6 protein-coding genes are annotated in these 5,032 nt (G+C 49.3%); all 6 read right to left on the bottom strand.

What is annotated here, in order from left to right; all coding sequences use genetic code 11:
• Nucleotides 1-1,865: YjbH domain-containing protein (locus AC1DUO_RS23245; RefSeq protein ID WP_477988957.1), on the bottom strand; the 1,865-nt coding region annotated here is incomplete at its 3' end.
• Nucleotides 1,865-2,608: a capsule biosynthesis GfcC family protein gene (locus AC1DUO_RS23240; protein ID WP_015690376.1), complete on the bottom strand. Its 744-nt coding sequence runs from the start codon at nt 2,606-2,608 to the stop codon at nt 1,865-1,867. The genes AC1DUO_RS23240 and AC1DUO_RS23245, both read right to left, overlap by 1 nt.
• The gene (locus tag AC1DUO_RS23235; RefSeq protein ID WP_119262073.1) at nt 2,605-3,261 is read right to left on the bottom strand and encodes a YjbF family lipoprotein; all 657 of its coding nucleotides are present in this window, start codon (nt 3,259-3,261) and stop codon (nt 2,605-2,607) included. The genes AC1DUO_RS23240 and AC1DUO_RS23235 overlap by 4 nt, the downstream gene beginning before the upstream one ends.
• A 74-nt stretch (nt 3,262-3,335) precedes the next feature.
• Nucleotides 3,336-3,551 carry a hypothetical protein gene (locus tag AC1DUO_RS23230; RefSeq protein WP_477988954.1) on the bottom strand — a complete coding sequence of 72 codons (216 nt, stop codon included), beginning with the start codon at nt 3,549-3,551 and terminating at the stop codon, nt 3,336-3,338.
• Between the two features lie 288 nt (nt 3,552-3,839).
• Entirely contained in the window at nt 3,840-4,526 is a 687-nt protein-coding gene (locus AC1DUO_RS23225) for an EAL domain-containing protein (protein ID WP_013576885.1), read from the bottom strand.
• 74 nt (nt 4,527-4,600) lie between these two features.
• Nucleotides 4,601-5,032, bottom strand: a 432-nt coding sequence (locus AC1DUO_RS23220; RefSeq protein WP_477988952.1) for a helix-turn-helix transcriptional regulator, incomplete at its 5' end; no start/stop codon positions are given.

The raw sequence follows: 5,032 nt of genomic DNA, 5'->3' as shown, positions 1-5,032 counted from the left end.
CCCACGGTGACACCGCTGTCAAAGCGTTTGGAGAGATCCAACGTGCCGCCTTTGTCTTTAGCCAGATATTGCCCGACACTCATTTTCACCAGCACATCATCCATAAATGCCGGCCGCCAGTAGGCTGTCAGGTTGCCGGTCGCGGCTTTGTAATCGGTAAAACGCATCATGTCGTCCCAGTCGCGCTGTTTGACATAGTTAGCATCAATACCCAGTGCCCAGTCAGAATCCAGTGGCCGGTAGAGCACTTCGCCCCCGACGCCGCCGTACATCATCTCCAGATAACCGCCATAAAGCTGTCCGTAGAAACCGTTGCCCAGATAACGGAAGTAGTTGGCTTGCAGGTTATTCACATAGACATCGTTCTGAACGTATTCACGGATATGCGTTCGTACGCGTGGCAGAGAAGAGTCATTACTGACGCCGTCATAGCGGAACTTATCGTAGTTATTGGCAACGTTGCCAAACACGCCGCCATCGACAAGCAGGTGATCTGTCAGCCAGTAGTTGGCATCCGCCAGCACCCCGATCTGATACATATAAAAGTTTTCAGGGCCGCCGACAGATTGTCTTAATACCGGCGACAGGCTGTAATTAAACCGGTCCTTGCCGATAAAGAATCCCTGACCAACATCCGTGACCGGTTCAATCCGTTGCTGGTTCAGGGACTGTTCCTGCCCCAGCGGATAACCCTGTTGCTGCTGACGCAGGCTCGCCACGCGGGTACGTGTGGTGACCATCGGCATACCAAAGCGGTTTTGGGTAACATCCAGGGTGTCGACATTCTCCGGCAGATTATTCAGCATGATGAGATTGGCACGCTCTACGCCTTTGGACGTATTGCGATATTTATCCTGCTGACCCGTAACGTTGAGGGTGTCGTCACGGATGTCGATACGCGGTTCGCTAAACCCGGCATTGCCTTTCAGCTGAGCCAGTTGCCCGGTCGCGACGCTGTAATTAACCATTCCCGCACTTTGCGGCTGCGGCTGATAGGCAGGAACCGGATCATCAATCTGATGAGGAACCCAATCGTTCATGTTACTGCGCAGGGTAAACCCGAACATAAAGGTATTGCCACGCTCGTAGCTGGCGTTGACATCCATCCAGCTTGCCAGGCGATAAACAGCACCGAAGTTAAACTTACTGTTCTGTTTTAGTGCCCCGGCGAAATCATCGCGGTAATTATTCCCATCGTATTCCATCTTCAGGCGCAACGGCTGCCAGGGGGTCTGATACTCCACGCCGCCGAATACCCCCGCAGGGCCGCGGAACATATCATTGAGTGAAATATCGCCGGTGGAATGGCTTTGCGCGCGGGTACAATATTTATCGCTGGCTTTGCAGAAAGGGTTCGTGATATTGCCGCTGTTGCCGATATAACCCCAGCCTATCCCCAGCGTGAAATCTAGCGGTCCGGCCGCTTTACTGGCGACCAGATATTCACTGTCAAACAACCCCGTGCCGCCGATATCGCGCTTGCCCAACGCAACCTGCGGAAGATAGTAGCCCTCTTCCCACAGCCTTAATTTCACATCGAAAGACTTGTCTTTATAGGTTTGATTGCCGCTGAAGTTTGGATCACTACTGTAAAGCCGGTCACGCACGTCGGTATAACGCAACGTGGTCTCCAGCCAGGGAAACAACGCCATCGAGACCGAATAAAAACGGTAGGCATCATTATCGCGGTAGTTGGCACTGAACTCCCCTTCTTTCGGGACCCGCGCCGTCGGTGTTTGTAAAAGTCCCGCGCCGCCGAAATCGGACTGTGAAGGACCAAGGGGTTCATCATACGTTTGCGCCCGGACGGAATTAGCGTAAACCACGGACACAGCAAGCAGGCTGAGAAGATATTTTGGTTTCATCATTCAGGGATCCGGTGCGCCAAAACAGAGACGATGTGCTGATTAAGGTTTTTAAACTGGCGCGGCAGCGTCCAGTCAGAAAAACCGACCCAAATGATACTGCCCGGCTGGGCTTCAGCGTGGCGATAATTCCAGTACGCGACCGGCACGACCCGGATGGTTCCATTGGGATCAATCACCACGGCTTCATTCAGATTGGCACCAGAAAGAAATTGATGGTCTGCGAGATATTCACGAATCGTACGACCTGCAACCCACGGCTGTTTTCCCGCACCACTCACCGCACCCAGCAACAACACGCTGTTGGGACGCGTTGCGGTATAGACGCGATAATCCCCCTGTAACTGGCGGTTAGCGGCATTGTTGTTGAGGATCAAATCCGCATCCATCGGGGTAAACTGACGACCGGTAACCTGCACCCCCTGCAACTGCTGAATGACGCGGTTAATGGTCTGCTGCGTATCGCCACTCTCCGTGGCACGCCAGGCCTTGAGCTGGTTCTGCATGGACAGATACTGTTGCTGCGCCTCAGGCGTAGCGGCAGGCACAGCAATCACGGTACCGGGCGACCAGGATTGGCGGATCAGATCGGACTCCGCCATCATCTGGCGCATATCTTTAATATGGCTGAGTACCTGGGCAGGCTGCCCCTGAGAGGCGCTGGTGTAAACGGCCACGTTGCCCTCGGAAAATGCCATCCCCGGCAAGGCGCTAAAAATGAATAAAAGCGTTTTTATTTTCATGCTGGTGGGATCCCCGCATTGGCAGGTTTGAGCAACGTCATACTCACCGGCATATCTGCTCCCAACCTCTGATTGCTCTTGAGCACCAATCCGCTGTGCGGATCTACCCAGAAAGTGTTTTGCCAGCGGTCACCCGTGGCCTCAAGCGTCACATCCTCGCGCCACACCTGACAGGCAACGACTCTTCCGGGAAGTGTCAGGGTTTCGTCGTCCTCACGGCTGAAACGGGATGTCACAACGGATGACAATGGCTGCCGGTTCTCCGTCCAGCGCATCAGACGTGTCCAGCCAGCCCCTTCACGCAAATTTGCTGCATGCAACAGCGGGTCTTGTTGCAGATTGGTGACTTCCAGCAGATCCCCTTGCGAATAACCGGTCGACCGGACCAGGCGACCATTTTGGGTAATAAATACGACCTGGTCGCCGGTACTCCATTTTTCAAAGCCATCCTGGAGATAACCGACCACAAAGATTTGCGCAGACGTAGGCAGTTTTAAATAAATGCTGCCGTAAGGAATAGCGGCAATTCTTTGGGGTGGCACCACAACATCCTGCGGCCCTTTAATGGCAACCTTAAAAGTATCAACCAGACTGTTTTGCGAAGGGGAACATGCTTGTAACAAGAGGCAGAGGAACAATAAGGAATAGCGCACAAGTGATTCCCTATATCTTTATTATCATGTGGGAAAATAACCACACGGATGTGTGGTTATAATTAAGTGACTTATTAGCGTGAGGTTGTGGTGGTAGTTGAGGTATTGGTGTTGCTGTTACCATCACTATCATCGTTACCTACAGCAATCAGACCTGCGGCTAATATTGCACCGCTGGTACCGACCACTGCCGCCACTGTTTCCCCTGAGCTGAGTTCAGCAGCAGATGTTGTCTGCGAATATAGCGGCAGCAGCATCRGGGCAATAACAGAAAACATAAATTTTCTCATAATTACTCCTCTTCAATTGACAAACGAATTGTTCACCCAATAACCAATGGGCCCTTTGAGTATATCAATAGAAAATAATTATTGTACAATTTAAGACCGGTATATATTTTAGCTATGCTACCGCCCCTGGTTTACGGCCACCAATTTGCCAAACGATAATTCCGGTAATAATTCGCACAGGTTCCCCTCGCCAAAAATAGGTCAGGCGATAGGTTCCCGTACATTTAAAATAACCGCAGTAATTAGCTATTCGTGCTTATTACAGCGTTATTTTAAAAGTCAATTTTTTCAAAAAAAAGACTGTATTAATTCATCCTGACTATAAGGCAGCCATAACGCACCTTGCATAGCAAGAATATCACTGCCGCTTAAGTACTCAATATGCTGCGAATTCTCGACACCATTGATAATAATGCCACGGCAATAGGGCCTGAGATGGGCGATCACTTTTCTTAGAGATTGAGTTCCCTGGTGTTGCCAAAAAAAGGTCTTACTGATTTTTATATATTCAAACTTTTCGCTCATCACCAGCGTAAGACTGGTGTTACCTGCGCCAAAATTATCCAGCCATAAAGGGCAGCATGCAGCTAAAGACTGAAGCACAGGGCGTTCCTGCCCGGCATTGAATTCGTGAAAATCCTCACTCACCTCCAGTCTTATATATTTGTGCTGCTGCAAAACCTTTTGTATCGCCTGATTGCTGGCAATATGCGCCGCAATCTCATAGTCAATATTGATCGACAATAAAAAGCCGTTGGCGACAAAGATACTTTCATTCACACACGCGGTGGTGACCTGCTCGAAGAAGTCCTTCACCTTCTCTTCAGCAGAAAGAGGTAATGCGTAATCCTCTGAATACTCGTTGCTTTCCTTTGTATTCTTTTTCTTAACCAGCTCAAAACCAAGTATCACTCCCGAGACGGACACAATGGGTTCATACAGGAAGCCAGGATGACTTCTTTTGAGTGATCGCATTTCATACCCCTGAAAAAATAGCAACGTCTGTCGCGGACCTGCACTGTGCAAGGTCAGCTTAAAAAGTTTTTTTGTTATCTGACAATTCTGTTACCCACGGCGTGTTTGTGCAAAAAGAACAAAGCTGAACTGCTGCTGGCATCAACGCCTATTTTTCTTAATGAGTTGCATTTATGAACACTAATCGTTTTAACACTGAGCTTTAGAATATTTGAAATGCTGGTGACAGACAGACCAGACATCATCATCACCAAAACTTTTTCTTCCATTTTGGTAATATTATAATTGAATTCTTCCTTGTTAATCGCGCTGCCCTGAAGCCGGATAAATTGCTCAACTGATCTCTCGACATCAACCAGATCACTCTTCTTCTTAAGGAACTTGAACTCCTTTTTCAGTAAAAGCTCGAGCATTAACATATCAACAGCTGATGACACAATCAGAATTCTCTCCGGGTCCAATATATTCAGATTTTCTCTTAAAAACTCATAACACCTGTGGAAGCC

This window comes from Rahnella sp. P4_A8 (assembly GCF_056402435.1).
The sequence above is the reverse complement of the archived record's forward strand: the minus strand, read 5'-3'. Positions and strand labels throughout refer to the sequence as shown.